Raw genomic sequence first — 26,726 nt, 5'->3', positions numbered from 1 at the left:
TGATATTAACTGATTTTCACCAATTAATACCAGAACTAATCTTAGATTGTTTATTTATTCCGTATAAACGTGCGCCATAAGTCAAAATCCTCCGTCTAACTTCGATTTCCCGTATGGCACACTCCCCGCTTATTCATAACAAAACTATTATATACAATGTTTCAAATCTAATTTTTACTTAAAAACCAAGAACTACTGAATGGCTCATTTATTTTCATTCAAAAACTCTAAAGCAGCTTGGTAATCCGGCTCATTTGACTGTTCAACAATCAACTCGCGGTATGCTACTTCACCATTAGGATTGAGAATCCAGATACTACGGGCATCAATCTTTCCATCCTCTACGAAAATTCCTACTTTTTTCCCAAGAGAACCTTCTGAGTCCGAGAGTAATTTCATCTTTGCAACACCTTCAGCAGCACACCAATTTTGTTGTTGTTCACTAGTGTTAGTTGAAATAGTCAAAAAGTTAATATTTGGAAAATTATCTATATCTCCATTGAATTTTTTTGTCGAAAGACTGCACACACGGGTATTAATATCTGGAACAACACTGATTAGCGTATAGTTTCCGCTGAGATCTGCTTTTGTAACAGTCTCACCTTGTGTACTTCTTAATTCGAATTCTGGAAAACTACTTGCAATGCTTGTTGGTTCTCCATTAGTAGTTGCTGGTTTTTCATGTCTGGTTATCTTCATTTTGACCATTCCTTCCATAACTTAATTGTCTCAATTGTATGCTAGAAACTCCCTGATAGGCAAAATATTTGTTCTGCTAAAAATTACATTTATACAAAAAAATATCTCTACCCATCTTGTCTTATAAAACCGTTATATTTATACTTAGATTGCACTAAATAATTATCTTCTGAAGGGAGTCATTACTCATAAAAACAACTCGCAAATTATTTTATATCACTTTGGGTTCATTATTATATGCAATTTCAATAAATTATTTTCTTATTCCCACAAGATTGGGTGAGGGTGGAGTTACTGGCCTGACAACCATTGCTTTTTATACATTACAAATTCCTGCATACATAACGAATCTTGTTCTTAACAGCATCTTATTATTGATTGGATTGAAATATCTCAAGCGAAAAACAATTTTATTATCACTTTGGGCAATTATTTGGCTTTCTATTTTTCTAAAGCTTCCCGTTATCTATATTTATCATACACAACAAACTATTATTCCAACTATTGTCGGTGGTGCTTTAACCGGAATTTCTATGGGACTGATTTTAAACTCAGAAGGATCTATTGCAGGTAGTACTATTTTGGGAAGAATTCTTAATCAATATCTTGGAATACCTATAGGTTCAGCCACACTTTTCTTTGACTTGATTGTTGCGATTCCATCCGTATTCATTATCGGATTTGAAAATATGTTGCTAACAGTTCTTGAGCTATACATCTCTGCCAAAATAACAAACCTTGCTCTAGAAAGATTTGGTTCAAAAAAAGTAATTCAGATTATTTCATCTCACAACAATAGTATTGCCCAAGCTATCTCCGATTCACTAGGGCAAGGTGTCACTTTATTGCAAGCTACTGGCTTTTACAGTCAATCAGAAAAACCCATTATATATTTTATCTGTACTTCTAAAAGTCTTGTAAGAATTATCCCTCTCATAGCAGCCACTGACCCCTCTGCCCTAATCATCACTGAAAATGTTCGCAGTGTGCGTGCAGTTGACATATATCGTCTACTTTAGTTGTAATCTTATTGTAATAGTTTATCTTAGTAATTATAGTTCATATTATAATGTTCTTTTGCTATACTGTAATTATTCTTATATGTCAATATTGAAATTAAATTTTAAAAAAGAATTTATTTAAGGGGGGAATTTTTTGAAAAAACGTAGGGAACGAATTGCTCATCAAAAATATTTACAGCAAATCAAGCATATCAAAGGCATCAGCCGAACTGCTTCATACGTTGGAACGGGGTTTTTGCTTGGCTCAGCCGCTCTGCCAATTTTTAAAGTAAAAGCCAACACTACAACTTCTCAAAATGCTGTCACTTCTGCTGCTGGATCCATAAACACTGATGCATCAAGCAGCACTCTGACTTCGAATACAAGTTCTGCCAGTTCAACTAATTCAGTCGCTTCAAGCACTGAAAGTACATCTAGTTCTGCAGCAGAAAGCACTGCTAATTCAAGTAGTAGTGCTCAGAAGTCTTCCGTTGTATCTTCTAGCAGCTCAAGTTCGCAAGATTCTGCGGCCTCATCTTCTAGCAGTTCAGCTAATACGGCGATTTCATCTGCAAGTGCCATTACTTTAAATACGTCCTCTTTGACATCTGCTCCCGTAAAAGTATCTGCTTTTATCAATAGTATTGCTAGTGCGGCACAACAGGTTGCACAGCAGTATAATCTCTATGCATCTCTAATGATTGCGCAAGCTGCAACTGAAAGTGCTTGGGGTACTAGTTCTTTATCTACCAGAGCTCATAATCTCTTTGGTATTAAGTATTCTGGATCTGGCAGTTATATCACTATGAATACATCGGAATATTATAGTGGTACCTACCATACGGTTTCTGCCAAGTTTCAGTCATATAGCAGTTACAGTGACTCGTTAGTTGCATATGCAAAGCTAATATCTAATAATTTCAGCAATTCGACCAAAGCTAATGCAGCTTCAGTTTCAATTGCCGCATCTAACCTTGCCAAGGGTAAGTATGGTACATATGCAACTGACCCTACTTATGCTACGAAACTTTTGTCTATTATTAGCCAGTACAACTTAACAAAATACGATACTACTAATTCGAACAGTTCTAATACTAGTTCTTCTAATTCTTCATCAAGTTCTAGTAGCTCCAATGATAATAGCAGTTCCGGTTCCTCTACTTCAGACAGTTCGACCACCTCATATATCGTTAAGTCTGGTGATTCTCTCTGGGCTATTGCTAACAAGTACGGGATTTCTGTTGCTAACTTGAAAAGTTGGAATAGTCTTTCTTCAGACACTATCTACATTGGACAAGCTTTGAAAGTTTCAGCTTCTTCACAATCAAGCAGTAGCAGTTCTAGTTCAAGCAGTTCTAATTCAGATAATTCAAGTAGCTCTGCATCCTCTACTGCATCTACTTATACTGTTAAGTCTGGTGACTCGCTCTGGGCTATTGCTAACAAATATGGTGTTTCTGTTGCTAACTTGAAGAGCTGGAATAGTCTTTCGTCAAGCATCATCTATATTGGACAAGCTTTGAAAGTCTCTAATTCTTCACAGTCCAACAATAGCAGCTCTAGTTCAAGCAGTTCTAGCACGAATAATTCAAGTAATTCTACATCTTCTTCTACGTCTAATTATACTGTTAAGTCTGGTGACTCACTTTGGGCCATCGCTAACAAATATGGGATTTCTGTTGCTAACTTGAAGAGCTGGAATAGCCTTTCTTCAGACACTATCTACATCGGACAAGCTTTGAAGGTTTCAGCTCCTTCACAATCCAGCAGTAGTAGTTCTAGTTCAGGTACTTCGAATTCAGGAAATTCCTCGGCCTCCACAACAGCTAGTTACACTGTTAAGTCCGGCGACTCGCTCTGGGCTATCGCTAACAAATATGGTGTTTCTGTTGCTAACTTGAAGAGCTGGAATAGTCTTTCTTCAGACATTGTCTATATTGGACAAGCCTTAAAAGTTTCAAATACTGCTTCACAGTCCAGCAGTAACAGTTCTAGTTCGAACAACTCAAATAATTCAAATAAGTCGAGCTCAGAAACTTCCGCTACTTCGTCAACTTCTGCTTATACTGTTAAGTCTGGTGACTCACTCTGGGCTATCGCTAATAAGTATGGGCTCACAGTAACTAAGTTAAAAGAATTAAATTCTCTGAACACTAACACTATTTATATTGGACAAGCCTTAAAAGTCTCAAATACAGCCGCAACAACTAATAGCAGTTCTAGTTCATCTACTTCTGCAATGGAAAAAACTTATACAGTTAAATCTGGCGATTCCTTATGGCAGTTGGCTGTTAAATACAACACAACTGTTACACAAATCAAGTCCACGAATCACTTGAGTTCCGATACTATTTACGTTGGGCAATCATTAACAATAAAGTAACTGCTAAATACATGCGGGGCTGGGTCAAAGTTAAATTTAAACTTTGACCCAGCCCCGTTATTGATTTTCCATATAAACAAACATGTGCTATAAAATTGGTAAAATTTAATAATCTCTAACTCGTAACCTCCGCTTTCTTGAAGGCCTGCCTAATTTCAATCTGTTTTTCAACTTCAGCCAACATCTTACCCTTTGTTTCATCTGACCAGTTGTAGTAATTAGCCATTTCATCAATTATTCCTTTATAAACCAACTTCATGTGTTCAAATCCAAATAGCATTTGACTACTTCTACGTAAAAGATAATCAATTGGATGAACTACCATTTCATCTTCTAACCCATAATGCAGTTGAGCATAATCAAGCGGATCCAATTCTGTAGCTGCTTCCTTAGCTTCTGCTAAAAACTTGTAGACCTCATCAACATTTAGACCATAGCGATGAACTAGAGCTTCTGCTTGTGCTTCCTCTAAACCGTCATCAATACCTCGTTCAACTGCTTCTGGTAAGAACTCTTTAAATCCCTTACTTCCCTTATTATCTGCCCCTGACAATGGTAAGTTTTCTGTTTGTGTCTCTACATAGTGATAGTCGCCATATTCTTGTACAAAATCTTTAGCCAATTTATCAATAATCTTCTCTGCCATCTTGCGATATCCGGTTAACTTGCCCCCTGCAATTGAATATAGACCCGAATCCGAATGAAAAATTTCATCTTTACGCGAAATTTCGGAAGGACTCTTGCCTTCTTCTTGAATTAATGGTCTAACACCTGACCAAGCAGACTCAACATCTGCGAAAACCAGTGGCTCAATTGCAAACATCTGATTAACAGCACTCAAAATATAATGTACATCTTTACTTGTAATTGATGGCTCACTTGCATCTTTATCCCAACTAGTATCAGTTGTACCAAAATATGTCTTGCCTTCACGTGGAATGACAAACATCATCCTTTTATCATTGAACGGTGTATCAAAGAAAATCGCATTTTTAACTGGGAATTTTGCATTATCAACAACTAAATGAACACCCTTAGTAAGATGCAAATGCTTGCCTACATCGGAACCATCCATTTGTCTAATATTATCTACCCATGGTCCCGCTGCGTTAACAACACGTTTTGCATAAATTGTCCCTGTTTCACCGGAGACTTGGTCAACATATCTTGCCCCATTCACTTTTCCTTGGCCATTGTATGTCAGGTCGGTAACTTTTGTATAATTTGCCAACAAAACTCCTTGTTCATTTGCCTTTTTAGCTACCTCTAAAACAAGCCGTGCGTCATCTGTTCGATACTCAACATATACTCCGGTTCCTTTTAATCCATCAGCCTTTAGATATGGCTCGCGCTTAAGAGAGTCACTAGGATCAAGCATGAATTTTCGCTCACTTTTTTTCACTTTTGCTAAATAATCGTAAACGTCTAGAGCAAGTGCTGTTGTGAACTTACCAAAAGTTCCACCTGCATAAAATGGAAGCATCATCTTCACCGGTGTTGTCACATGTGGTGCGTTCTCGTAGACAATTGCCCGCTCAGATCCAACCTCTGCCACTTCATGAATCGCAAGTTGTTTAAGATAGCGCAACCCACCATGAACAAGTTTAGTTGATCTGCTGGAAGTTCCAGAAGCAAAGTCCCGCATTTCTATTAGACCAGTCTTCAATCCTCTCGTCTCAGCATCTAGGGCAATTCCGGCACCCGTTATCCCACCACCGATTACTAGCACATCAAGTTCTTCATCTTGCATTTTCTGTAAATTATTTTCTCTTGTCTGCATATTAAAAGTCGTCATCAATACCCCTCCTTATCATTGATGCTTGTTATACTTGAACTCCATCGTTGCTTTAACCGCATGCTTCCATCCTGTATATAAATCATTCCGTCTTTCTTCATCCATATTCGGTTCAAATTTCTTTCCCACAGCAAAGATTTTCTTCAAATCGTCAACACTATCCCAGAATCCAACTGCCAAGCCTGCCAAAAAAGCAGCTCCCATTGCTGTTGTTTCAACATTTGCAGCTCTTTCAATCGGAATATTCAAAATATCAGATTGAAATTGCATTAAGTAATTATTATTTGATGCCCCACCATCTACTCTTAAAACTGGTATTTTGATTTTTGTATCTTCATACATTGTGTCAACCACATCTTTTGATTGATATGCTAATGACTGTAGAACAGCCTTAATAAAGTCCTTGCGTGTCGTCCCACGGGTAATACCAAAAACTGCTCCACGAGCATCAGAATCCCAATATGGTGCGCCTAATCCTGTAAATGCTGGAACAACATAAACTTCATCCTGGCTTTCAGACTCGAGTGCAGCCTTTTCCGAATCTGGAGCACTGTCAACTAACTGCATTGAATCTCTTAACCACTGGATAGCTGAACCTGAAACGAAAACCGACCCTTCTAAAGCATAATTAACCTTGCCGTCAATTCCATATGCAATTGTTGTCAATAAATTATTTGCTGACATTATTGGCTCGGTTCCCGTATTCATCACAATAAATGATCCAGTACCATAAGTATTTTTAACCATCCCTGATTCTAGAGCTAGCTGCCCAAATAATGCACTTTGTTGGTCACCTGCCATTCCAGCAATTGGAACTGCACTCCCATAAAAATGATAGTTAGCAGTTGTTCCATACACCTCTGAATTACTTTTAACCTCTGGCAATATTGCTTCTGGAATATTTAATAATTGCAATATATCCTTGTCCCATTTAAGATCATGAATATTAAACAACATAGTACGGCTAGCATTGCTATAGTCTGTAACATGAATTTTCCCACCCGATAGTTTCCACGCAATCCATGTATCAATAGTTCCAAAAAGAAGCTCACCGTTTTCTGCCCTTTCTTGTGACCCTTCAACATGATCGAGTATCCAACGGACTTTTGTAGCAGAAAAGTACGGATCAATTACCAATCCAGTTTTCTCATGAATCATCTTTGCATATTTTTTCTTTTTTAAGTCCTGTGCAATCTCATTTGTCTGCCTAGATTGCCACACAATCGCGTTATAAATTGGTAACCCTGTCTCTTTATCCCAGATGACAGTCGTTTCACGCTGATTTGTAATTCCAACAGCCTTAATTTGTTTTGGCTGTATTCCTGAATTGATAAATGCATTCGCTATTGTTGAAAGAACCGCATTCCAAATCTCATTGGCATTATGTTCAACCCACCCAGGATGCGGAAAATATTGCGGAAATTCACGTTGAGCATCGGATACAATCTTACCTTTATGGTCAATAATCAAAGCTCTTGTGCTTGTTGTGCCTTCATCAATTGTTAAAATATAATTCTCTGTCATTTTATTCAGCCTCCATCTTTTGGCAGCGCTTTCTATAAAATTAGCATATACCATTTATATAAAATTGCAAGAAATTGAGCTTTTACTTTCTTAGTGAATAGCCTTTCCCCAGCTGCTCATCTTATCACAAAAATATCGTGTAAAATATCTTATTACACATTTCACAATCTTTTTAGATATACCAATTGTTTTTTCTATCTCCAAATATTAGTTGTATAATATCATTAATTAATCAATTTCCGAGAAAGGGGATTTTTATGAAAAAAATAGGTTTGATTGGCGGTATGGGACCAGTCTCAACCGTTGACTATTATCAACAACTGGTAACTAAATTCCAGCAAAGCCATCCCAATGCTTGTCCACCAATTGTGATCGACAGTCTAGATGTTTTCAAGCTTCTGACATTAGAGGAAATGAGAGATAGACACAGTCTTATACAGATATTATTAGCTAGTCTCAATAATCTGAAAAAAGCGGGGGCCAGTTTCGCCGCCTTAACTGCAAACACACCTCATATGGTTTTCGATGAATTAACTACTGTTTCTCCCTTGCCTCTGATAAGCATTATTGACTCAACACTTGCAGCTATCAAAAAAAATAGACAAAGAAATATTGGTCTCCTTGGTACAAAAATGACGATGGAACTTGGATTTTACCAAAAAAAATTACAATCTGCCGGCATAAATCTTGTAACTCCTTCTGCAGAACAAATCGATACTATTCACCAAATAATATCTGAAGAGTTAGAAGTTGGAATTGTAACTGCCCAAAGCAAACAAAAATTACTTGAAATAATTAAAAAAATGAGCTCAAAAAGCAATCTAGAGGGAATAATTCTAGGTTGCACTGAGCTTCCTTTAATACTAGGTCAAAAAGATATCTCTATAACTGTATACGATACTGTTTCAATTCATGTAAATGATATTCTCAACACTGCACTACAGGACTAAGTTAATACTTTATTCCAAATAAAATCATCCGAAAAAGGGACATTACCGTTTCTTTGAAGTTCAGTCTGTTTTCTTCAAGATAGTTTTCTCCTAGCAGGTGTACGAGCGTTTGTTGTATGAGCATTTGTAAAACTTTTTTCTCGGTATTAGTTAACTCCTTGATATTCTCATTCTCAACTAAAACCTTATATATTAATTCACTTAACTCATCTAGATTCGCTTGTAATTTGTTCCATTGTTCTGGATAATCAGTCCTTATTTTTACCGCAAACTTAATAAGCTTGTCTATATCATATGTATCCGGAAAAATATTCCATTGGCACTTCAATAACTCTGAGGGCGATATCCTCCTTCCCAGTGCCGCTTGCCAGCTATCTCTGAATTCGTAAAAAAAGAAATCAATTGTTTCATTTATAATAGCAACTTTGCTTGGGAAGAGTGTATACAAGGTTCTTTTACTAATCTTAAGTTCACTAGCAAGTTCCGCTGTAGTAAATTTTGTACCTTTTTTCTCCATTAGACCTATAATTTTTTCATATATTTCCCTTTTTTTATCCATAAACTTTTGCTCCTAAATCTTACTGAATAATATGTCATCCTCAATAGTAATTTTTTCACAAAGCTTGCAAAAAGTAGATAATTATTTTTTTCTCAAGATATTTACCTACCTTTTTACATTTTTTCTCTCCATAGTGTACAATCAGTATTGTGCTTTAAAACAAATATACCATGGGAGTGATTCGTTTGACTGTCGACTATACCAAAAAAACCACCATTGTAAATATTAGAGATATCGGTGGTATCCCTGTTACACATGGTCAATTAAAAGAAAAAACTTTTTTCAGAAGTGGTGAACTATGCAACATTTCTACCTATGATATCTCTTTTCTTGAAGATAAACTACATCTTAAAAAAATATATGATTTTAGACGACCAGAAGAAATAGAAAATCGCCCAGATTCTCTATTTGAAAAAATTAAATACGAAAACATCAATTTGATGTCCACCGCTGGTCAAGCCAATCCCAGCCTAAAAAATATGACTATTTCTGATAACATCGAGTCACACATGCTTGATGCATATACAGAACTTGTCTTGGGCAACTCCGCCCAAACCGGCTATCATACTTTTCTTATGGAGTTGGTTAAAACACCCCAGCCCGTAATCTTTCACTGCTTTGCTGGCAAAGATCGGACTGGTTTTGCTGCAGCTTTGATTCTAAAAATTGCAGGTGCTACTTCAAATGAAATCTATAAAGATTACTTGCAGACAAATGAAGCCCGTAAGAATGCTAACAAAGAAATTTTAGCCACTTTCTCCAATAGACTGTCTCCTAAAAAATTGGCAGGACTAGAGGTATCATTAAATGTCAAAAGTGACTACTTAGCACATGCATTTGATTTAATAGACCACCATTTTGGAAACTTTAACAGCTACCTTCTTGATGGACTTGGTCTTCCAGAAAATTATACTTCAGCTTTCCAAAAAATTTATGTTGACTAGTACTATAGACATAAATCGGTATTATTCAAAGTTAGATGAAAAATTTTGACTTATGAAACATGTCTATCCTGAATGCATAGTAAAATCAAATTAAAAAACTGTAATCTTTTTTTTAGATTGCAAAGAGGCTAGTGAAAATTATTTAAAAATTTTCACTAGCCTCTTTCTGTTAATTATCTTGTTCATCTGCAAGATTATCCATCTTTTACAAATAACTGACTTCTTAAAATAAAAATTAGTCTCCGATTACAAGGACACGTTCTTCATCATCCATGTAAACTTTTTCTTCACGTGTTGCTTCGATTGATCCAAATGGCATCTCTGCACGTAAAACCCAACCTTCAGGAACATTGAATGCTTCTTTGAAAGCATCATCTATAAGTGGGTTATAGTGTTGTAAACTTGCTCCCAGTTTATTTTCTGCAAAGGCAACCCAAACATTCTGCTGAGCTCCACCAAGACCTTGTTCTGACCAATCTTGGAAGTTATCAGCATACAAAGTAAACTGTGCTTTATTATCATCAATTGTTGTTTGATTTGTAAAGAACAAGACCGTTCCAAACCCAGCTTTGAATGAATTTATTTTTTCTTTTGTCTTAGCATATGCTTCCTCTGTTGGTACTTCAGACTTCAATCTTTCAATTACCAAGTCCCAAGCCTTATCCGATGCATCTCCAAAAAGGACGATTGCACGGGTTGATTGGTTATTAAAAGCTGTGGGTGACTCTTTGATAGCATTTTTTACTAATTTAACAATTTCCTCTTTTGATTCAGTAACATTTTTACCTAAAGCATAAATTGAGCGTCTATTTTTTAATAATTCGATTAGTTTTTGTTCCATTAAAAATTCTCCTGACATGAATTTATTTGTTATCTTTTATATAACAACTATAATTGTAGTGACTTTTTTATCATTTGTCAACACTTACTTTTTAAAAGCTTATCTTTTATTGCATGTCTTATCACAATTTGCTACTATTTATGAATACTACCTTGAAAGTTGGTACATTCATGAATACATATAGTTTATTAAAAAATAAAATGCCACCATCCATCAAGAAGGCTTGGATCATAAAAGATTTGATAACTTTTTTTGTTTCAATTATTGTCATTGAAGCAGTTGGCTTTCTTGCTAATCATTTTTGGCATTCTACCTGGATAAATCAATCCGTAATAATACTTATAAGCATTGCAACATTGATAACTCTGTTTTCTTTAATTTCAATTCCATACAGATATTTTTTTCATCGTTATGAAATCAATCAAACAGAGGTTGCAATTCAAACTGGTTTTTTCTTCCGAAAAACAACATATATCCCGCTTATTCGGATACAGCACATTGAAACTTCTCAAGGCCCAATTCTTCGTTTTGTACATCTGACTGAGCTATCTATTCATACCGCTGCCAATACACATTCCTTGAGTGGATTGGATATTAAAATAGCTGCTGACTTGCGGACACAAATATTAGAGTTAGTTGAGGTGATTCGTGAAGATGTCTAATTATCAGCGACTTCATCCACTTGTAATATTGAAGAAAAGCATTTCGTGGGCATTTTCTTTCGTACTCATACTCATATTTGATACTTTACGTAATACTAGCAACAAATCTGATTGGGTTTTTAGTATCACAATTTTTGGGGGATTAATTGTGCTGGCAGTCATCTTCAATACTTACCGCTGGTTTACCTTTAAGTACGCAATCAATCCTACAACCTTATCAATTAAATCTGGTATTTTTTTTAAACATGAACAAACTATTCCTTTTTCGAGAATCCAGTCAGTTCATCAAGAATCATGGCTTTTATTTCGACCTTTTAGAGTCGTTAAACTTACTATTGAAACTGCTAGCTCAAGCAGCAAAGTCGAAAGTACCATATTAGAAGTCGTGTCCCAATCAACGTACGCTTTGCTTGAGAAGTTACGGCTTGGAAAGAATGTTCCCGCTGATATAGAGCTCAAGCCAATTAATAAACAACATTACAAGTCGCAATACTCGGTCTCAATGAATGATATCATTGTCTTTTCATTAGTTGATTTCAATATTATTTCCGGAATCTTAGGATTAACCGCAGTATTTTATCATTTTAGCGACTTTGCAGATAAATATCTAAATCCATTTTTGAATAAGATAGTTGCTAGTGGATTATTGCTGCTGACTTCTTTTGTAATCATAATTGTTATACTCGATATTTTAGGATCTATTACAAAAAATATTTTCAAATATTACAAGTTTAACGCACAGAGGGAACTCAACCATATAATTATAGAACGAGGTTTCTTTACACGTTCAACTCTAAGTATTCCAATTGAACGAATTCAAGCTATTCGCATAAAAGGTTCTTTATTGCAAATACTCCTGCACATTAAGACAGTTGAGCTTTTACTAGCATCAGGTAAAGAAAGCGAAGACAAAGAAAATGCTGAAGACACTACTTTCTTTCTTTTTCCCATCATAAATAGCCGCTTATTGTCTGAAAAACTTGCACAAATTCTGCCTGAATTTACTGAAACGATTGCCCCAAAAACCTCCCAATCATTCCCATGTCTGCCACACTATTTTTTGTTCAGTCGTTTCCAGTTTTTAGGCCTCTTATTACTGGTTCCATTATTTTTTTGGAATAACAACTGGAGCTTCTTACTTGGCATAGCGATACTTCTTTTTACCTTATTGTTTGTTATTAATTCTCTTTGGAAAACTAAAAGTCAATCTAGCACATACTACGAAAAACAGTTGCTCATAATTAGAACCGTTCATTTTTTCACACTGACTGAATATCTCTGCCCTTTGAATAAGATTCAGTCAATTTCAATATCCACCACACCTTTTCTCTATCAGCAGCAGCTCGGACATACGACTTTCTCACTTAAAACAGGAGAAACTGCTCTAGAGATAAAATTAAAATATCTATCATGGTCAATCTGTAAGGATATCAAAGAAGCTTGTAGTCCTAAAATCAGAAAATATACTTTTAAAAAAACAAAGAAGTATATACCATAATGATGATAAAAACTTGTGTGATAACACGAACTGTAATTATAATTTATCCTTTATTATAAATAACTTACGATTAAACCAAAACTTTGGATTACAAAGTCAAGAGCTTGACTAACCGTAAAAAATGGGGCAGGGTCAAAAGTTAAATTTTGACCCTGCCCTCATACTTATTACTAATAAGCGTATTTCATAAGTCAAAATTTTCCGCCTAATTTCACAGCAGGATTACCAGCCTTTTTCGCCGCTACTCCTCTCTTTGTTGTCTCAAAAGAGAGTAATCTTTCTTTTAATTCATTATATTTTAAGTTTGCACCAAACACTGGGCTTCCAGGTTCCATCCGAATTCCTTGCATAAGACTGCCCTCATCCAGAGGATCAAATCCAAAATCATCGACTATGACAGCAACTTTTTGAACTGCTTTCTTATCATTACCAACTATTGCAATTGCCTTTCGACTACTTTGTCCTTTAGGCTTAGCTTCATCATACAAATCATGATATCCCATGTGATTGAAAGCCTTTATAATAACACTTTTTTTTAGATAGTTCTGAACTAGTTCACTTGATGAACTACTGACATCAGTTAGTTCTGGACGCTGACCATCTACTTCCCACCAATAATTCATCGCATCTATTACAAGCTTTCCGGCTAGTTGCTCAACTGAAAGTGACTTATACTTTCCTAATGGAAGGGCTAAAATAACAGTATCTGTTTTTGCCAGAACTTCTTTTGCAGTGAGCGCTTGGGCTTCTGGTAACAATATTTCAGTTGTTAATGCAATTTTTTCAGCACTGCCTGAACCAGCAATATATACTTGGTATCCAGCCTTTAGCGCAAGTTGTCCCAATACTGTTCCTAACTTCCCAGCTCCTAAGATTCCAATTTTTTTTGCCATTTTTATTCCTCTCTTAATAACTCACGTACTCTTGGAATCACCTTGGTAGCATACAGCTCAATTGTTCGTTCCCGAGCACTTGCCGAAAGCTCGCCAGCACCATACACTAGTTCAAATCTTCCTGCATCCAAAGTCTTAAGCATTCTAGCAATTCTTTTTGCTACAGTTTCAGGCGCCCCGACATAGAATGAACCATTTCGGACCTCACTTTCATACTGTTCTCGAGACATCGGCGTCCAACCACGATCTTGTCCAATTCTCACGAAACTTGCCCTGATATGATTCCATCCTAATTCAATTGCTTCTTCATCTGTATCAGCAATCACCCCGTGTGAATGAACTGCAACAGGATATGCCTTCTGTCCATATTTCACCGTGGCTTTTTTATATAATTCAATATATGCTTTGAACCTCTCAGGTGAACCTCCAATAATGGCCAGTGTCAATGGAAAGCCATATTTTGCCGTCCTCACAACCGATTCAGGCGAACCTCCAACTGCAATTCTTGTTGCTATCTTACCATTATCTGTTTTTGGAAAAACATCGGCATCTTTTAATGCAGCCCTAGTTGATCCCTTCCATGTCACTGGCCTCTCTTCTAATAACTTAGAATACAGGTCGAGCTTCTCTTCAAAGAGAACATCATAATCTTGTAAATCATATCCAAACAATGGGAATGATTCCGTAAATGAACCTCTGCCTAACACAGCTTCTGCACGCCCATTCGAGATTGCTTCAAGTGTTGCAAAGCGCTCATATACTCTTACCGGATCATCCGAACTCAACACTGTAACTCCAGTGGCTAACGTAATTTTCTTCGTAATAGATGCTATGGCAGCTAAAACTGTATCTGGACTTGAAATAGCGTAATCCGCGCGATGATGTTCACCCAGTGCTATGACATTAATTCCCAACTCATCAGCCATTTTTGCTTCCTTGATTACTTGCCTGATAGCCTCTGCCTGTGTGAAGACTTTATCCGCATTTTCACGCGGAATATCTCCAAATGAATCAAGACCAAATATTATTTTTCCTGGGTTTATCATTTCATTACCGCCTTTTTTTAAATTATATTCTTATTTTTTGTAAGCATATTAAAATACTAGTATGCCTTGCCTTGAGTGTCAAGAAAAATAACTATTATCTCAAATCCTTCTTTATCTTAATATTAGCTTAACAAAAAGCACTATTATTCATTAACTATTATTCATAGTTTTTTCAAAATTTCACCCTATACTATGAATATAGTCTTGATACAAAAACATCCCGCTCCCCCAAAACGAGATGCTACAGACTACTAAAATTCGTTTTTTCTCTACTCCCTTTCTCCGTGGTTAACCCCAAGACCACGGAGTTTTTTTATACACTAAATAACTTATGATATCAGTTTTGTTGGCAAAGTAACTAGCATTCATAGAGGCTGTACTTACTAATTTTCAAAATAATATTTTATCATCGAATTTTCTTTACTTATCATGTTAAATTTATGCTTATAAATAATCTCTCAAATATTATTATCTTGATTTAAATTAAAAGTTGTTGCTTTTTTTATTACAGGTTGTTATAGTTAGCTTGTTAACAACATTATAAAAATTAAGGAGTGGTTTTTAATGACAAAAAAAGTTGGTTTAATCGTTGGCAGTTTAAGAAAGGGTTCTTTCACTCAGGCTGTCGCTGAACAAATGGCCGCACAATTACCTAGCGGATTTGAAATTAAGAATATTGATATTAGTAATCTTGATTTATACAATCAAGATTTGGACGATGAGGATAGGGTTCCTGCCAGCTGGACTAAATTCCGTGAAGAAATGGAAACTGTTGATGCAGTAATTTTCGCAACACCCGAATTTAATCGTTCGGTTCCTGGAGCATTAAAAAATGCACTTGATGTTGGGTCACGTCCCTATGGAGCAAGTATTTGGGATAAGAAGCCTGCAATTATCTTGAGTGTATCGCCAGGTGCAATTAGTGGATTTGGTGCTAATCATCACCTTCGTCAATCATTAGTATTCCTCAACATGCCTACTATTCAACAACCTGAATTATATATTGGAAATGTTACAGAATTACTTAATGAAGATTTGAAGATTACTAATGAAGGTACGCTTAAGTTTCTCGGTAATGCAATGACTATTTTTGCCGATTTTATCAATCGCCTAGCTTAAGGGCTTCTAATTAATTTTATTTAAATAATCAAAAAGTCATCTTAATTCATAGCTATCGCCTTTTTGAAAGTTATTTTCTTGATACTCACAATTATTTTCAAGGAATAGTTTTATTAATTTAAAAAAAGGTGGAGACCATCTTTTTTAATACAGTAATGCTCTTTCCTTGATTGTGAATAACGTTCAATATAGAATTAAGTTGTGTTAAAATTAATGAAAGGCGGTAAATCAAGAATGACTAAAACTATTGCTTCTTCCAAAACACAGTTGCAGTTAAACCAACTACTAGCTGATTTAACTCAACTGCAAAATAATATCCAACAAACTCACTGGTATATGCGTGGTAAGAACTTCTTCCATCTGCATCCTCTGATGGATGAGTACAAGGATCAATTAGGTGAACAACTTGATGAGTTAGCGGAACGACTTATTGCATTAGGCGGAAGCCCCTATGCTACGGTTAAAGAGTTCATTTCTAACACTGGATTACCTGACGAAAAAATAGAGTTTGATCAGTTTACCTTACCAGAATTAATGGACAGATTACTAACCGAATTTAAATATCTACGTGATCAATATCAGATTGGGATAGAAGTTACTGATGAAGAGAAAGATTTCCCAACTCAGGATATTTTGAATGGCTACAAAAGTGATACTGAAAAAACAATTTGGATGATCAGTGCGTATTTAGATGAAAGTCCAACTGACTAATATTGGCGAACAGAATTTTGAAACAATCTATAGTGCCCCAAAAAATTGGATTAAAAGCTAATTTTTAGGAGTGCTATTTTTATGACAAAATACAATAATAACCGTTATGATGAACTTAATTCCCTAAGTTGAAAGAAAAATGGCTCAACAGCATTTACAGTACAGTTTCCAAATAAACATTTATAACTTTAAGCATAATTTTGATAATACGATGATAGACATCTCTTTATAGTTTTAAAATATTTGGTCTCTAGTTACACCTTAGGCCTAATAAGCAATTCAAACCACTTTCTTATTTTTCACATGCAATACCTTAGGAGTAGATTCTGATTGTTCAGAATGATAGTATTAATTAATAATATTAATTTTTGGTGGAGGCTGTCAGAGTGGAGTTTTGTTATGTCTTTTATTGGAACACTTGCCGTTATCTTGGTAGCTACTACAGTTTTTGGTCATTTATCTGTTAGATTGGGAATGCCCGCCGTCATTGGTCAATTAATTAGTGGCATCATTATTGGCCCAGCCATTTTGGGAATTATCCAACCTGGTGAGTTGGTTGCTAACTTTGCAGAAATCGGTATTATCTTATTGATGTTTATCGCTGGAATAGAGAGTGATCTGCAGCAGCTTCGTAAGTTTTTAAAACCCGCTCTTTTAGTTGCAACTTGTGGAGTAATATTTCCTATCTTTGTAATGGGGACTTTTAGCCTTTTTTTTAGCTATCATTTTCAAGAAGCTCTCTTTATTGGCGCTGTTTTCTCTGCAACATCAGTGAGTATTTCAATTGTTGGCTTGCGCGAATTTAGATCACTCAATACCAAGGAAGGAACAACGATTTTAGGGGCAGCCGTTGCAGATGACATTATGGGTGTCATCATTCTCAGTCTCTTAATCTCATTAGAAAACAGTTCTGCTGTAGATATTAATAATCTAATTATTCAACTAACATTCCAATGTGTGTTTTTTATCGGTGTATTCTTCCTTGTTCGCTGGATAGCCCCAATACTAATGCATTTCAGTGAGAAGTTATTAATTCCTACCAACCGAACTATCTCTGCTATGATTATCTGTTTATTAATGGCATATATTGCCGAAACGGTTGGTTTATCAGGGGCGATTGGTGCTTTCTTTGCTGGAATTGCTGTTGGTCAAACAAATAGCAAAAAAGTTGTTGTTATGTATATTGAACCAATCGGCAATGCCATCTTTATTCCTGTTTTTTTCGTGAATATTGGACTTGGTATCTCATTTAGTAATTCTCTCACCTCACTAATATTTATTATTACAATGACACTTCTTGCAATCTTAACTAAATGGTTTGGCGGCTACTTGGGTTCAATACTATCTGGATTCACTAAACAAAGTAGTAACATTGTAGGTGCAGGTATGGTTGCACGTGGCGAAATGGCCTTGATTACTGCACAAATAGGATATAATGCTCACTTTATTCAAAAAGAGCTTTATATCGATCTTATTTTTATCATTGTACTTGCTACAATTATTGCTCCCTTATTACTACGCTGGAGTTTACGACAAAAAGTTGATTAAACAATAAACATGCTGGATTTAAAAATATTTTCTCTACTGCAAACTAATTTAACTTTGAATTCACATGTATATTTGGTCATAAAAAAGTGCTCTATAATAATTAGACTTTTGTCTAACTATTATAGAGCACTTCAGTTTGGCGTAACCTCCCTATTTATTCCGGATAAACGTGTTTCATAAGTCAAAATTCTCCGTCCAACTTGTGTAACACTGCCTTGACTCCAATTTGTCTACCTATTACGAGGCACTTTAGTCCCTTATTTAACTAATATTCACCCAAGAATTAAGAACCAAATTTTTTGAAGCTTTAATATCACTGCTTATCAATTATTTTTAACCAACTACTACATGTTTCTTGTACTTATCAACCAAATGAACTTCATTCAAAATCCCCCTAGCCTCTTGTGTTCCTTCATAGATTCGACGAGCACGCTTGGAGTCTCCAATATTCAACAATGTTATTCCTTCATTTTGTGCAAATTGTTGTAAATCGTTAAAATCTGGAATATAACTTCTCATCCCTAAGCATACAAAAGCTTTATCGAATTGTAATGTTCTCTCTTCGTCCGCACAGCTCACAACTGCTGCTGTATTTGAAATTGATAACAACTTAGTACCGACAAACTGTTCAACATTATATTTATTTAATAACTCTTTCATACCAAGTTTAGTAATTATATCCAAGTCTTTGCCTATTTCAGGTAACATCTCTACCATTGCTACTTTAGAATTCTGATGTTCCGTAAAGTATTCCATTACGTCTAGCCCAACAGCACCTCCACCAATGACTAAGATCTTTTCTTCTTTTTGATTAAAGTTCTCTAAGTCATTTAATAAATCAAAAATATCAAACACATGAGAATCATTCTCCATACGTGCTTCTTGTAATCCTTCGATTGGTGGTAAAAACGGATGAGCACCAGTTGCATTAATAATGATATCTGGTTTCTGCTTCTTAATTATATCCAAGTCTGCATATTCATTTAGATGGATCTCAAGATTACTCAACTTTTCTGCTCTTACTCGCAAATAATTTACATAATCATCTATTCTTCGCTTGTCAGGTAAACGTGCAATCTCATGGGCCAATCCACCTAAATAACTTTTTTTCTCATAAAGGCATACTTCCGCGCCTATTTCTGCAGCAGAACAAGCTGCTTCAAGGGCTGTTGTCCCTCCACCAATTACAACTATTTTAATTTTGTTTTTTAATTTATCCAGTTTAAAATCATCTTCACCAATTACGTCAGGATTTACTGTGCAACGGATTGGAAGCCCCTTCCCGATTCGATGATCTGCACACCCAATATTACATGAAATACATTTTCTCAGCAGCTCTTCATTTCCGAATTTCACCTTATTGACCCAATTAGGCTCTGCAATCAAACCTCGGCCCATTGCAATCAGATCTGCTTGCCCTGATTCCAATACTCTTTCAGTTACTTGAGGGGATCTAAAATTCCCAGAAGTAACAGTAATCTTATTAAATTTATTTTTTACTTTCTGTGCCATGAACGAACGCCAACCATCTGGTAGATTCATCTTATCAATCTGATATTGTAAATTATCATTGATTCCGGCAGAAACATTCAGAATATCAGCTTCTTTACTGAAGTAACTTAATAATTCTAGAACGTCATCAATCGTATTTCCATCCTTAACAAATTCGTCAGCACTAACTCTTACAGAAATTGGGAAACGCGGCCCGACAGCTTTTCGAACAGCTCCCAAAACCTCATTTGCAAATCTTGCTCGGTTTTTCGCAGAACCACCATATTGATCAGTCCTATGATTATAATGTGGTGAAAGAAATTGATCAAGTAAGTAGCTATGACCAGCATGAATTTCAATACAATCAAACCCTGCTCTTTTTGCACGATCTGCGGCAATTGCATACTTACTGACTATCATCCTTATCTCCTCGATTGTTAAAGGCCGAGGGGAATTCATTCCTTTTTTAGAAGCAACATCTGATGCAGATACTGGCTGAAGACCATTTAACCTCAATGTAGTTGCAGATGCTCCAGCATGGTTAATCTGAACAGAAGTACATGCACCATAGGCATGCATCCTTTCGTTAAACTTCCAAAGACCTGGTAAAAATTGATCATTATCCATCCTTAATTGAGTCGTTCCATTAGTCCCCATTGGATAATCAAAACATACATTTTCCAAAGTAATTAAGGCTGTGCCACCTTTTGCCCTTTGTTCATAGTATTTAATATGATCATCATTAATTGTACCATCATAGTTAGCAAAATTAGATCCCATTGGTGGCATAACAATCCTGTTCTTTAATGTCATCCCGTTAATTGTAATAGGCTCAAAAATATACGGATATCTATTCATTATCATTATTCTCCTTCTTAAAAATTTTATTTCATCTTCTGTAAAACTTTAATTGAGGTTGGGTCAAAAGTTAAATTTTGACTCATTCTCTATTTATTACAAATAAACGAACTTCATAAGCCAAAACTTTCCGTCTAACTTCGAATTACTCATAGCAGAGTTTTCACTATGTTCGTAATTTCTAGTTGTTACTCAAATTTCCTCGAATTATGGCACACTCCCAAAGTTTTCTCGTTGCTTGTGATATCAAAATCAATCTTTAAAATGCTAATATATTTTACAACTCAGCAAATTTTTTTTTGAATCACTAAAAAGTCTGTTAAATTAGTAATCCAAGCTCAAAAAAGCCAAAACTTATACTATCTAAAATAGAATAAAGGTATATCCTATTCTCATTCTTTATTTTTTGTTACCTTATTCACATATTATAATCAAAAAATTCAATATAATAAATAAATAAAATTTCAATAATTCATAAAGAAAATCTATTGAATTGTCTTTATGAAACTTATTTCATACTTAAACAAGTTATAAAAAGCTGTAACTAACTCTCTCGATTCGAACTAATTCGAGAAAGCCAGTTACAGCTGTTCTTTATTTAATATTATTTTTATATCTGATGCTCGTAGTCAACTGCTGCTTTTCCTGCCGCAAAGCCAGAAGAAAAACTCCAACTATTCATCATACTTGGCATTGAATCACGTCCGTTCGCTCCACCAATAATTTCCCCTGTACCAAATAAATTCTTAACTGGGCGATTCGTGCTATTAAGCAAGTTCATTTTTTCGTCAACCATATATCCACCTAAAGTAGTGGCAAATCTATCTCTTTGTTCTATTGCATAGAACGTATTTCCTTCGAATAAATGCATACAATCATTAGTTCTACCAAATTCAAGATCTTCTCCATTCACTACATATTCGCGATATTTCTTCAGTGTTGTAATTAGCTCATTCCCGTCTATCTTTGCTTTAGTAGCAATTTCTTCAAGTGAACCCTTTACAAAAATTGGATTCTTACTTCCATCATTTTTCAAATATTCCTTTATTTCATTTTCAGAGAAATCATGTAACAACAACAGTTTGTAAAACTCCTTCCATGTCCGTTCATCCATAATTAAATATGCAACTCTCCCTGATTGTTTCAAAATTGCATCTCGGAATTTTGTGTAGACCTCGGATTCATTAACTATTCTTTTACCTTCCTTATTTACATAGATAGCTCCCATATCCGTTGCTAACTTAGAGGCATAGGTCGTTAACTTAGCAATTCCTGGCTCTACTTCAACACCATGTGGATAAATTTTGAGCCAATCCGAATCATGAACTTTCAATGATAATGCATGCGTAAATTGATACGAATCTCCAGTAGAAGTCATAGGTCCGTAGTAATCGATGCCCTTCCCATTTCCTTCCTTTAATACCTTAGCTCCATATCCGCCAGCGGCTAATATTATGCTCTTAGCTTCAATGTAGTAAGAAGCATGTTTACTTTCTGCAATGACCCCTTTGACCATATTTCCTTCAACCACAATATCTTCAACTCGGACATCTAGCAGTATCTCTCCGCCTTTTTTTTGAAATGATTCAGACATCTTACTAATAAACTCGTAACTACTTGAACTAGGTAATTCAATCTGGCGCTCCACACTATGTTCAGGTGTCTGCGTTTGTGCCTTCTTATAATCCAAATTTGCAAACTCGCTAACAAAATCAATTGCATCCCCAATATTATCTACCATAATTCTTGTTAAGTTAGTATAATTTGTTTGTCTTGATTCTTTAAAAACATCATTAGCAAGAAGCTCAGGAGAGTCCTTGTAATCTGACCCAAATATCTTCTTACTTGTTTTTGAACCCGTACCTACAATATTTGATCCATTTAAAATGGTTGCTCCACCCATATACCCATTCTTCTCTAATAGAATAACTTTAGATCCTAAAGACAATGCCTTACTAGCTGCTACTAAACCTGCGCCCCCTCCGCCTACAACAAGAGTGTCTGTAATTATTTGTTTTCTTGCCTGGCTTTGTTCATCCTCAATTTTTCTACCATTTAACTCTATTTTACTGTCAACCATGGCCTCCTTTGCTGTATCTAAAATTGCTTTAGTCATTATTGTTGCACCACTAACTGTATCAACATCAAAGCTTTGATTAGAGAGTACATCACCCTTCAGCTTACTAAAAACCTGATTGAATATTCCTGGTGTTTCCGTGTGCTTGATGACTTTTAAATCTTTAATTTCATTTTTATCAATATTAATTTCAAATTCTATTTTTCCATTACGACCTTGAGCCTTTAAATTTATTTTTTCCATAATTCATTTCTCCTCTAAAATCTTCAAAAAATATTATTAATTTAACCGCTGTAATATATTCATTACACTTGCGCCCTTTTTCGTTGCTTTACTATTCAAAAATCTAATTTTTACATTTCTTCCAGTCATTAGCCAGTTACATTTACCTATTATTTCAGCATTATTATTTAACATTCTTATTTGCACTGGAAATTTCTCTCCAGACAGCTCCACTTCTCCATCATATATTCCATCAGCTGGACGAACTTGAAATTCATTTTTCTGAACAAATTTATCAAAACTTTGTTTACCTTTCCTCACGATAATACTGCCTTCAATTTCATAAATATGCCCCAATAATTCATTTGCAGAATTTATTTCACCTAATTTAATTAATTGTCGAATTAAAGTTGATCCTATCTTTTCACCTTGGTATGTTTCTTCAGGTATCATAATGACATCGAATCGTCCTTCACTATACACTTGCATTTTTTTCATGTTTGCAATCCCATACTTCCCAAATGTATAGTCAAATCCTGCTACCACAGTATCGCTATTTAATTTAATAATAAAACTCTCAACAAATTCATATGGCGATAAAGATGCAAACTCCATTGTAAACTCTACAACATATAAAATATCCACTCCAATGTCTTCTAAAAGTCGTTCTTTTTGAGATAAATTGCATAGGTATCTTATTTTAAAAGGTGCCTTCGGGCCACTAAACACCTCTGAAGCATGTTTATCAAATGTCATAACAGCAAGAGGTAATCCCTTTCTTAATGCTATTTTTTTAGCCTCACTAATAACTTTTTGATGTCCTAAATGAACACCATCAAAAAAGCCTAAAGCAAGTACAATCTTATGCGGGTCAACAAGCTTTTTTAAATTATATGGATATTTCAAATCAATGATTTTCATATTAGCACCTCTTTTAGTTGCCCCTTAAAAATATACGAAAAAACTGTGAATGACCTAAGACTGCCACACACAGTAAGTTTTTTACCTTGCTACTTTAAATACGTCAATTCAGATTCGTCAATTGCCTTATTCAATTCTTCAGTTCTTATAGAAAGTTCTTCCGTATCCCACTCTAAATAATTAGCCATATTTTTAAGTACTGCTTTTTTTACCTCATTCAAAGTATTCGCCTTAAATAACATATGATATGTTCTGCGCAATAAGTAATCTACTGGATCAAGAACCAATTCTTCATCAAGAGAGTATCTGAGTGTTGCTGCTTCAGCTTTTGAAAGTCCTTCAATATTCTCAACACTATTTAATAAATTAAATATTTTAGTAGCATTAGATCCAAACATCTTTGCGATTGAAAGTGCTTCTTCGTGATTGAGCCCCTTATCTTCACCAATCTTTGCAAATTCAGCTAATACTTCTTCCACATTCTCTGAATCAAAATTGCCACCTGAAACTATGGTTTCCTTAGAATCAGCTAATATAAATTCTTTATTGAAATCATTTTCTAATTTTTTTACAATCATTTCGAGAGCTGCCTGTGCCATTAAACGATAATCTGTCAATTTTCCTCCAGCCAGAGTGATTAATCCATCTTCACCAACAGCTAAAGAGCTCCCCCTCGAAACTGTTGATGGAGCTTTAGAATTGCTTACAGATTGACTAGCTCCTGAAACCACATCCGTCGTGTTGTCTTTTATAATTAATGGTCGTAGTCCAGCCCAACTAGACTCAATATCATCTATTGTTAAATTAGCTGTTGGATATTTTCTATTGATTATCTTAAGCAGATAATCTACATCCTCCATATCTACTGTTGGATTTTCAAAGTCACCATGATAATCAGTATCAGTCGTTCCAAAATACGTCTTACCTTCCCGAGGTATTGTAAAAATCATGCGGCCGTCATCTGTACCAGAACCAAAATAAGTTGGCTGTGGTACTTGCAATTTTGAGCTATCTACAACGAGATGTATTCCCTTTGTAGGCCGCATTTGTGGTCTATCCGTATTTGTATTATCAATTGACTTCACTAAATCTGACCATGGACCGCCTGCATTAATGATAACTTTTGCTTTAATTTCAAATTTCTCACCTGTCAGCATATCCTTAACTGTGCATCCTACAGCCCGATTGTTTACATCATGTAATATTTCAACCGCTTTTATACGATTCAACATAATTCCGCCGTCATCGTGAGCCTTTTTCACTGCTTCAATTACCAATCGTGAATCATTATTTTGATAGTCCAAGTATACCCCGGCCCCAACTAATTTATCTGGATTTAATTGTGGTTCTCTTTTTAGAACCTCTTCTTTAGTCAGCGTATAGTTTGCATATTTCCTAAGCTGCTTAGATTTGTTGATTTCTGCTAAATGATCATATAAGTCCATTGCAACTTTGACAGAAAACATTGTAAATGTAGTTCCCGGTTCATCATAAATAGGTAAAATCATCGGATCAGGATAAACTAAATGTGGAGCAATATGTTGTACAACAGCTCGTTCTTTAACTGTGTCAGAGACAACCTGTACATCAAAAGTTTTTAAATATCTAATTCCACCATGAACTAATCTTGTAGATCTTGATGATGTTCCACCGCCAAAGTCTTGCATATCGATCAGAGCCATCTTTATTCCTGAAGCTGCTGCTTGTAAGGCAACTCCTGCACCTGTAATACCTCCACCAATGACTAATAAATCAACTTCTTCACCATTTTTTAATAACTCAATTTCTTTTTGTCTTGTTTTTTTTGAAAAACCCATTATAATTCCTCCTTTGATCTCAACCTCATTCGCAAAAAGGTAACGCTTTCAAAACGTAAAAAAATAACAACTTACGGGGGTGGGCCAAAAGTTAAATTTTGATTCAGTTCCTCTACTTATGGCACACTCCCGATATCCTACTATATTATTCATTGCAGAACCGAATCTGCTTCAAGAAAATAATCCTGATTAGTTATTTTAAAACTTTCAGCAATATTTCTCGTAATATACACCTTTTTACTCTTTGTAGTAAAAATCATTCCAATATCGTCTTTCCTATTAAATAGATTCATCGTTCCTCTGATTCCATTATAGAACCCTATACTAGCCCAGATTTCACCATCAATCGATTTTTTGGTGATAACAGTTACACTCGCTAAGTCATTAGCTACAGGATAGCCAGTCTTGGGATTAAAAATATGATGATATTCTTTCCCATCTATTTTTAAAAAGCGTTCATATATCCCTGATGTAACAACAGAGTAGTCTCCCGTTTTCAGAATACCTAACGGCTCATTACGTTGGCTGAAAGGAGATTGGATACCCACATTCCATAAACGACTTTCTCGCGCTGGGTCTCCTACTAATAAAACATTACCACCTAAATTTATTATTCCTCTTTCTATATGCTGTTTAATCCAATAATCTTTTATGGCATCAGCAATATATCCCTTCGCAATCCCTCCTAAATCAAGTTCCATTCCTTTTTTTTGTAAAAAGACTGTTCTTTTTTTGTCATTCAAAACTACACTAAATGGATTAGTTAACGCTAACCTTTGCGCAACTTCCATAGTTTGCGGCACCTCTGCATCTGCAAAACCTATATGCCATAGCTTAACAACTGGTCCAATTAAAGCATTAAAACCTAATTCTTTTTGACTAATCTCAATAGCCCTTTTAACAATCTTGTAGCTTATCTCAGAAACAGAAACTTCATCCCTTCCAGAAGCATGATTGATATTCATTATTTCTGAAGAAGTTCTATTCACTGTTAACTTATCTTCATATTCTTTTATTAATTCATATGCTTCATCTAATAGTTTTTCATCCACTGAATTATAGACTGTTAAGTCTATAATGGTTCCAAGTGCTCGATACTTTTTATTTATTACCATAACAATTAACACTTACCTTCTTGGTTTACTTTAGGATAAATTATAATCCTCT

General features: G+C 35.3%; 21 protein-coding genes. 9 read left to right on the top strand and 12 right to left on the bottom strand.

The features are described from left to right. Positions 1 to 204: 204 nt before the first annotated feature. Positions 205 to 699, bottom strand: a complete 495-nt coding sequence (locus ABF682_RS09820; protein ID WP_289980566.1) for a peroxiredoxin — start codon at positions 697 to 699, stop codon at positions 205 to 207. 188 nt (positions 700 to 887) lie between these two features. Between ABF682_RS09820 and ABF682_RS09815 the strand changes: the two genes are divergently transcribed. Further along, positions 888 to 1,718: a YitT family protein gene (locus ABF682_RS09815; RefSeq protein WP_415619697.1), complete on the top strand. Its 831-nt coding sequence runs from the start codon at positions 888 to 890 to the stop codon at positions 1,716 to 1,718. Between the two features lie 136 nt (positions 1,719 to 1,854). Then, positions 1,855 to 4,083 carry a LysM peptidoglycan-binding domain-containing protein gene (locus ABF682_RS09810; protein ID WP_415619693.1) on the top strand — a complete coding sequence of 743 codons (2,229 nt, stop codon included), beginning with the start codon at positions 1,855 to 1,857 and terminating at the stop codon, positions 4,081 to 4,083. A 115-nt stretch (positions 4,084 to 4,198) separates the two neighbouring features. Here ABF682_RS09810 and ABF682_RS09805 read toward each other — a convergent pair whose 3' ends face one another. Continuing rightward, positions 4,199 to 5,878: a glycerol-3-phosphate dehydrogenase/oxidase gene (locus ABF682_RS09805; RefSeq protein WP_415619692.1), complete on the bottom strand. Its 1,680-nt coding sequence runs from the start codon at positions 5,876 to 5,878 to the stop codon at positions 4,199 to 4,201. Between the two features lie 15 nt (positions 5,879 to 5,893). Next, positions 5,894 to 7,402 (bottom strand): glycerol kinase GlpK, encoded by a 1,509-nt coding sequence (glpK, locus tag ABF682_RS09800; protein ID WP_289980571.1) that lies wholly within the window; start codon positions 7,400 to 7,402, stop codon positions 5,894 to 5,896. 257 nt (positions 7,403 to 7,659) lie between these two features. On the opposite strand from glpK, the gene ABF682_RS09795 reads away from it, so the two are divergent. Continuing rightward, entirely contained in the window at positions 7,660 to 8,352 is a 693-nt protein-coding gene (locus tag ABF682_RS09795) for an aspartate/glutamate racemase family protein (protein ID WP_415619691.1), read from the top strand. Position 8,353: 1 nt separating this feature from the next. Here ABF682_RS09795 and ABF682_RS09790 read toward each other — a convergent pair whose 3' ends face one another. Continuing rightward, a complete protein-coding gene (locus ABF682_RS09790; RefSeq protein WP_415619690.1) occupies positions 8,354 to 8,911 on the bottom strand; it encodes a TetR/AcrR family transcriptional regulator in 558 nt (185 codons plus the stop codon). 185 nt (positions 8,912 to 9,096) lie between these two features. Between ABF682_RS09790 and ABF682_RS09785 the strand changes: the two genes are divergently transcribed. Further along, a complete protein-coding gene (locus ABF682_RS09785; protein ID WP_289980581.1) occupies positions 9,097 to 9,855 on the top strand; it encodes a tyrosine-protein phosphatase in 759 nt (252 codons plus the stop codon). A 235-nt stretch (positions 9,856 to 10,090) separates the two neighbouring features. Here ABF682_RS09785 and ABF682_RS09780 read toward each other — a convergent pair whose 3' ends face one another. Then, a complete protein-coding gene (locus ABF682_RS09780; RefSeq protein ID WP_289980585.1) occupies positions 10,091 to 10,696 on the bottom strand; it encodes a nitroreductase family protein in 606 nt (201 codons plus the stop codon). 170 nt (positions 10,697 to 10,866) lie between these two features. On the opposite strand from ABF682_RS09780, the gene ABF682_RS09775 reads away from it, so the two are divergent. Both ABF682_RS09775 and ABF682_RS09770 read left to right on the top strand, forming a co-directional pair. Further along, on the top strand, positions 10,867 to 11,358 hold the full coding sequence (locus tag ABF682_RS09775) for a PH domain-containing protein (protein WP_415619689.1): 492 nt from the start codon (positions 10,867 to 10,869) through the stop codon (positions 11,356 to 11,358). Beyond that, positions 11,351 to 12,856 carry a PH domain-containing protein gene (locus ABF682_RS09770; RefSeq protein WP_415619696.1) on the top strand — a complete coding sequence of 502 codons (1,506 nt, stop codon included), beginning with the start codon at positions 11,351 to 11,353 and terminating at the stop codon, positions 12,854 to 12,856. The genes ABF682_RS09775 and ABF682_RS09770 overlap by 8 nt, the downstream gene beginning before the upstream one ends. 191 nt (positions 12,857 to 13,047) lie before the next feature. On the opposite strand, the gene ABF682_RS09765 is transcribed toward ABF682_RS09770, so the two are convergent. Together ABF682_RS09765 and ABF682_RS09760 are read right to left on the bottom strand one after the other, a co-directional pair. Then, complete coding sequence (locus ABF682_RS09765) at positions 13,048 to 13,755, bottom strand: NADPH-dependent F420 reductase (RefSeq protein ID WP_415619695.1); 708 nt, start codon at positions 13,753 to 13,755, stop codon at positions 13,048 to 13,050. After that, a complete protein-coding gene (locus tag ABF682_RS09760; RefSeq protein ID WP_415619688.1) occupies positions 13,752 to 14,795 on the bottom strand; it encodes an Atu2307/SP_0267 family LLM class monooxygenase in 1,044 nt (347 codons plus the stop codon). Before ABF682_RS09760 ends, ABF682_RS09765 begins: the two co-directional genes overlap by 4 nt. Before the next feature lie 564 nt (positions 14,796 to 15,359). Here ABF682_RS09760 and ABF682_RS09755 point away from each other — a divergent pair. The 3 genes from ABF682_RS09755 (at position 15,360) to ABF682_RS09745 (ending at position 18,173) form a co-directional block, all read left to right on the top strand. Further along, the gene (locus ABF682_RS09755; RefSeq protein ID WP_415619687.1) at positions 15,360 to 15,914 is read left to right on the top strand and encodes an NADPH-dependent FMN reductase; all 555 of its coding nucleotides are present in this window, start codon (positions 15,360 to 15,362) and stop codon (positions 15,912 to 15,914) included. Positions 15,915 to 16,148: 234 nt separating this feature from the next. Then, a complete protein-coding gene (locus tag ABF682_RS09750) occupies positions 16,149 to 16,625 on the top strand; it encodes a Dps family protein (protein WP_289980597.1) in 477 nt (158 codons plus the stop codon). Positions 16,626 to 17,024: 399 nt separating this feature from the next. Continuing rightward, positions 17,025 to 18,173, top strand: coding sequence for a cation:proton antiporter (locus tag ABF682_RS09745; protein ID WP_415619686.1), 1,149 nt, complete (start codon positions 17,025 to 17,027; stop codon positions 18,171 to 18,173). Between the two features lie 333 nt (positions 18,174 to 18,506). Here the strand turns inward: ABF682_RS09745 and ABF682_RS09740 are convergent, their stop codons facing one another. The 5 genes from ABF682_RS09740 to ABF682_RS09720 form a co-directional block, all read right to left on the bottom strand. Next, positions 18,507 to 20,522: an FAD-dependent oxidoreductase gene (locus ABF682_RS09740; protein WP_415619694.1), complete on the bottom strand. Its 2,016-nt coding sequence runs from the start codon at positions 20,520 to 20,522 to the stop codon at positions 18,507 to 18,509. Between the two features lie 610 nt (positions 20,523 to 21,132). Then, complete coding sequence (locus ABF682_RS09735) at positions 21,133 to 22,842, bottom strand: FAD-dependent oxidoreductase (RefSeq protein WP_415619685.1); 1,710 nt, start codon at positions 22,840 to 22,842, stop codon at positions 21,133 to 21,135. A gap of 36 nt (positions 22,843 to 22,878) precedes the next feature. Further along, complete coding sequence (locus tag ABF682_RS09730; protein WP_415619684.1) at positions 22,879 to 23,742, bottom strand: riboflavin biosynthesis protein RibF; 864 nt, start codon at positions 23,740 to 23,742, stop codon at positions 22,879 to 22,881. Positions 23,743 to 23,831: 89 nt separating this feature from the next. Next, positions 23,832 to 25,559: an FAD-dependent oxidoreductase gene (locus ABF682_RS09725; protein ID WP_415619683.1), complete on the bottom strand. Its 1,728-nt coding sequence runs from the start codon at positions 25,557 to 25,559 to the stop codon at positions 23,832 to 23,834. A 149-nt stretch (positions 25,560 to 25,708) separates the two neighbouring features. Then, positions 25,709 to 26,674 (bottom strand): FAD:protein FMN transferase, encoded by a 966-nt coding sequence (locus ABF682_RS09720; RefSeq protein WP_415619682.1) that lies wholly within the window; start codon positions 26,672 to 26,674, stop codon positions 25,709 to 25,711. Between the last annotated feature and the right edge of the window lie 52 nt (positions 26,675 to 26,726).

This window comes from Liquorilactobacillus sp. (assembly GCF_047719775.1).
Lineage (GTDB): Bacteria > Bacillota > Bacilli > Lactobacillales > Lactobacillaceae > Liquorilactobacillus.
Note: the sequence above shows the minus strand (reverse complement) of the source record. Positions and strands in the feature narration are given on the sequence as shown.

Excerpts from the sequence above, each read along its gene's own strand:
- ABF682_RS09820 (WP_289980566.1), bottom strand. The coding sequence starts at position 699 with ATGAAGATAACCAGACATGAAAAACCAGCAACTACTAATGGAGAACCA.
- ABF682_RS09760 (WP_415619688.1), bottom strand. The coding sequence starts at position 14,795 with ATGATAAACCCAGGAAAAATAATATTTGGTCTTGATTCATTTGGAGAT.
- ABF682_RS09745 (WP_415619686.1), top strand. The coding sequence starts at position 17,025 with ATGTCTTTTATTGGAACACTTGCCGTTATCTTGGTAGCTACTACAGTT.
- ABF682_RS09735 (WP_415619685.1), bottom strand. The coding sequence starts at position 22,842 with ATGGAAAAAATAAATTTAAAGGCTCAAGGTCGTAATGGAAAAATAGAA.
- ABF682_RS09720 (WP_415619682.1), bottom strand. The coding sequence starts at position 26,674 with ATGGTAATAAATAAAAAGTATCGAGCACTTGGAACCATTATAGACTTA.
- ABF682_RS09750 (WP_289980597.1), top strand. The coding sequence starts at position 16,149 with ATGACTAAAACTATTGCTTCTTCCAAAACACAGTTGCAGTTAAACCAA.
- ABF682_RS09730 (WP_415619684.1), bottom strand. The coding sequence starts at position 23,742 with ATGAAAATCATTGATTTGAAATATCCATATAATTTAAAAAAGCTTGTT.
- ABF682_RS09725 (WP_415619683.1), bottom strand. The coding sequence starts at position 25,559 with ATGGGTTTTTCAAAAAAAACAAGACAAAAAGAAATTGAGTTATTAAAA.
- ABF682_RS09795 (WP_415619691.1), top strand. The coding sequence starts at position 7,660 with ATGAAAAAAATAGGTTTGATTGGCGGTATGGGACCAGTCTCAACCGTT.
- ABF682_RS09740 (WP_415619694.1), bottom strand. The coding sequence starts at position 20,522 with ATGAATAGATATCCGTATATTTTTGAGCCTATTACAATTAACGGGATG.
- ABF682_RS09770 (WP_415619696.1), top strand. The coding sequence starts at position 11,351 with ATGTCTAATTATCAGCGACTTCATCCACTTGTAATATTGAAGAAAAGC.
- glpK (WP_289980571.1), bottom strand. The coding sequence starts at position 7,402 with ATGACAGAGAATTATATTTTAACAATTGATGAAGGCACAACAAGCACA.
- ABF682_RS09755 (WP_415619687.1), top strand. The coding sequence starts at position 15,360 with ATGACAAAAAAAGTTGGTTTAATCGTTGGCAGTTTAAGAAAGGGTTCT.
- ABF682_RS09805 (WP_415619692.1), bottom strand. The coding sequence starts at position 5,878 with ATGACGACTTTTAATATGCAGACAAGAGAAAATAATTTACAGAAAATG.
- ABF682_RS09775 (WP_415619689.1), top strand. The coding sequence starts at position 10,867 with ATGAATACATATAGTTTATTAAAAAATAAAATGCCACCATCCATCAAG.
- ABF682_RS09780 (WP_289980585.1), bottom strand. The coding sequence starts at position 10,696 with ATGGAACAAAAACTAATCGAATTATTAAAAAATAGACGCTCAATTTAT.
- ABF682_RS09790 (WP_415619690.1), bottom strand. The coding sequence starts at position 8,911 with ATGGATAAAAAAAGGGAAATATATGAAAAAATTATAGGTCTAATGGAG.